Source organism: Bacillus sanguinis, from assembly GCF_018332475.1.
GTDB lineage: Bacteria > Bacillota > Bacilli > Bacillales > Bacillaceae_G > Bacillus_A > Bacillus_A sanguinis.
Genome location: NZ_BOQB01000551.1, coordinates 1 through 3,330, shown reverse-complemented (window position 1 = coordinate 3,330; position 3,330 = coordinate 1). Strand labels below are relative to the sequence as shown.

The window sequence follows — 3,330 nt, the reverse complement described above, 5'->3', positions numbered from 1 at the left end:
CCTTGCTTTCACCATAATTGTTCACTCCTAACAGTTTATATTTCATCCTAATTATTTATTTAATTATATAACATCTGCAAGAATCAAATCACATATTTCTGGAAATCAATCCACATACTATAGATAAATCAAATGAAATTTGGAGGATTCACACATGAATAACAAAAATGTAAATAAAAAAGAAAATGTTATCGAAAACGCTACACCTATTCAAAATAATAATACTGCAAATCTTAATATCGAAGAACAAGCAATGAACGGTTTATATGGCATGCCTGAAACTGCTATTGAAGATGCTGATCACGCTGAAACTGAAGATTTGACTTCAAAAAATTCATAAACTACATAGGAAAAAGCCAAGGAAAATATCCTTGGCTTTCTTAACTATGCATCCACCTTTTGTACTTCTTCATTCTTTCTTGAAAGCTTTCCTGGCCAAAAAGCAAAGCGTCCTAGAACAACTGTAATTGCTGGTACAAGTAATGGTCTAACAATAAATGTATCTAGTAGTACACCAATTGCAGTTACAATACCAAATTGAACAAGCACTTGAATTGGAAGTGTACCTAATACTGCAAAAGTTCCTGCTAAAATTAAACCTGCGGATGTAATGACACTACCTGTTTGTATAACGCCATTTTTTACTGCATCCAGGTGATTTTGTGTCTTTCTGTTTTTCCATATTTCTGAAACCATAAAGATATTATAGTCTTCACCTAAAGCAACTAGAAATACGAATGCATACAACGGTATCGCACCTTGAATGGCCGGCGCTCCCATACCATAATGAAGTAATAGCCACCCTGCTCCTAGTGCCGAGAAGAACGATAATACAACAGTTACAATTAAATAAATCATCGCAACAATTGATCGTAAGTAAACAAGTAATAATAAAGCTATAATACTAATCATTACTGGAATGATAACTGCTTCATCACGTTCCGTAATTTGCTTTGTATCATATAATGACGCTGTTTCTCCGCCAATCCATAGTTGATCTTCTGCATTACTAACCCCAGCATCTTTTAATACTTTTTCTACACTGTATTTCAATTTAGGGATTTGATCTAACGCTTCAATTGAGTATGGATTTTCAGCTAAAGAAACCTCATACATTTGTATTTGCTTATTTTCTGTGCCCACTTTTGGATCTTTCACAGTTTTTACGAAAGAAAACTTCTCTAGTTCTTCTTTAATAGGAAGCTTTTTTCCTTTCGTATTAACAACAACCTTTACTGGTGCTAATTCACCAGCTGAGAAATGATCACTAATTAACGTAAACCCTTCACGGGAAGGCATATCTTTTGGAAACGATTCTAATAAGTCATATGTGTATTGAATACGTGGTACAAATGAAGCTAATCCACCTAATACAAATACAGTGAGCATAATTATTGCCCATGGTCTTCGTACTACAACCTCTCCAAGTTTTTTACTAAAGGCATCTTTTGATTTTTTAACTTTTACGACTTTCTTTTTCTTTCTTGCAAATTCTTCATTCATCGAAGTTGTTCTCGGTATAAATGGGAAGAATGCAGTTCTACCGAAAATTAATAAAAATGCTGGTAAAATTGTTAAAGCAGCAATTCCCATTATGAATACAGCTACACTAAATGGCACTGCAAATCGATGAAAGGCACCATAATGAGCAAGTAATAATGTTCCTAATCCAAGTACAACAGTTAATGCACTCATTATAATTGCTCCGCCAGAAGCTTTAATTGCAAGTTGCAATGCCTTATATTTACTTTCTTCTTCTAGCAAGTACTCTCGATATCTTGAAATTAAAAATAAACAATAATCCGTTCCAGCACCAAACAATAATACTGTCATGATTGATATTGCCTGAGCATCTACTTTAATCCATCCGTGATCAGCTAAGAAACCAAGGGTAGGACTAATAATACCGTATGCAAAGCCAACAACAAGTAAAGGTAAAATTGCTAAAATTGGTGAACGATACAATAAAATTAATAAAACTAATACGAGTAATACAGTAGCAACTAATAACTTCACATCAGCTTGACTAAATAAGCTAACCGCATCTGTTTGAATACCTACTGGTCCAGATAATCGAACATGTAATCCAGAATCACTTATTTTTTGTTTAAATGGATCTACATCCACCTTACTATTCACTATCTTTCTTAAATCATCAAGATTTCCTTTTAATATATCTGTTCCAGCCGACTTATTAAAGAATACCGGTGTGACAAATGATGTACCATCTTTTGATGCGCTTTTTGATAATACTTGTTCCGGGATTGTATCAAATGGCGGTAATGTGGATTGCTCTTTTAAAGGACTGGCCTTTAATTCTTTATAAACGTCTTGTATGAGTTTATAATCCTTTGACTGTAATCCACCATCTCTATGCCATACTACTAATAACGGATTTCCTGCATTATTCGGAAACTCTTTTTTCATAAGTGCTTCCGCTTGCTGCGACATAGCTGTTTCGGGTAAGTTTTTCGGATTTGGTTCTTTCGTACTATTTACTTGTGGTAACGTAAATGAAAGTAATAATGTAATAAGAATCCAAACCGATAAAGTTATCCACTGCGTATGCTTCCCTGCTACAAGCTTCCCTAACATATGTAACGGGTGCTTTTTCATAAAAACCCACCTTCCTTTTTTCCTCCATTATTAATTATATATACTGGTCGGTTAATTAATCAAGAATGAATAAAAATTATGTTATAATTATTTCAAGAATACATGTCAGGAGCGAATAGATTTGGAACAAAAACAACGTCCTCTCGGAAGGCCTCGCCAAAATAAAAATACAAAATCTACAAAAGAAACCATTTTGGAAGTTGCAACACGATTATTTCTTACTCAAAATTATCAAGTCGTTTCCATGGATGAAGTCGCAAAAGTTTGTGGAGTTACGAAAGCAACCGTCTACTATTACTTTTCAACAAAAGCCGATTTATTTACCGCTACTATGATCCAAATGATGGTCCGTATACGTGAGAATATGTCTCAAATACTCTCTACAAACGATACTTTAGAAGAGAGATTATTAAACTTTGCTAAAGTTTACTTACATGCCACAATGGATATCGATATGAAAAATTTTATGAAAGATGCAAAACTATCTTTATCTGAAGAACAATTAAAGGAATTAAAAAAAGCTGAAGATAGCATGTATGAAGTATTAGAAAAAGCACTCGATAAAGCGATGCAACTTGGAGAAATCCAAAAAGGTAACCCTAAATTTGCCGCTCATGCATTCGTATCTTTATTATCAATTGGGAATTTTAAAGATGAAAATGACAATCCTATTATTGTAAGTATAGATGAATTAGCACAAGAAATCGTTTCTTT

Annotated in this window: 3 protein-coding genes; 2 read left to right on the top strand and 1 reads right to left on the bottom strand. The window is 33.6% G+C overall.

All coding sequences use genetic code 11. The features are described from left to right. Positions 1-154 precede the first annotated feature (154 nt). Positions 155-340, top strand: a complete 186-nt coding sequence (locus KI369_RS28485; protein ID WP_212958995.1) for a DUF4021 domain-containing protein — start codon at positions 155-157, stop codon at positions 338-340. Positions 341-384: 44 nt separating this feature from the next. Here the strand turns inward: KI369_RS28485 and KI369_RS28480 are convergent, their stop codons facing one another. Further along, positions 385-2,616, bottom strand: coding sequence for an MMPL family transporter (locus KI369_RS28480; RefSeq protein ID WP_212958994.1), 2,232 nt, complete (start codon positions 2,614-2,616; stop codon positions 385-387). A 115-nt stretch (positions 2,617-2,731) separates the two neighbouring features. Here KI369_RS28480 and KI369_RS28475 point away from each other — a divergent pair. Beyond that, a partial coding sequence (locus KI369_RS28475) for a TetR/AcrR family transcriptional regulator (RefSeq protein WP_212958996.1) occupies positions 2,732-3,330 on the top strand: 599 nt, incomplete at its 3' end.